The following is a 227-nucleotide window of genomic DNA, read 5'->3' as shown; positions in this document are numbered from 1 at the left end:
ACGGGCGATGGCCACCACCTGCTGCGGGGTCAGGCCATGGGCCTGGCACAGCACCGGCAACAGCCGCTGCACCGTCTCCAGCGCCTGCTTGCCACCAATATTGCTGGCGATGGCCACCACCTGCTCCGGGGTCAGGCCATGGGCCTGGCACAGCACCGGCAACAGCCGCTGCACCGTCTCCAGCGCCTGCTTGCCGCCATCGTGGCTGGCGATGGCCACCACCTGCT

Annotated in this window: 1 protein-coding gene; it reads right to left on the bottom strand. The window is 69.6% G+C overall.

Translation table 11 applies throughout. From position 1 onward, the window contains the following. Nucleotides 1-227 (bottom strand): TAL effector repeat-containing protein (locus EO156_RS00010; protein WP_164735845.1); only part of this gene is annotated, 227 nt, incomplete at both ends.

Source organism: Xanthomonas sp. DAR33341, from assembly GCF_003992815.1.
Classification (GTDB): Bacteria; Pseudomonadota; Gammaproteobacteria; order Xanthomonadales; family Xanthomonadaceae; genus Xanthomonas; species Xanthomonas cissicola.
Note: the sequence above shows the minus strand (reverse complement) of the source record. Positions and strands in the feature narration are given on the sequence as shown.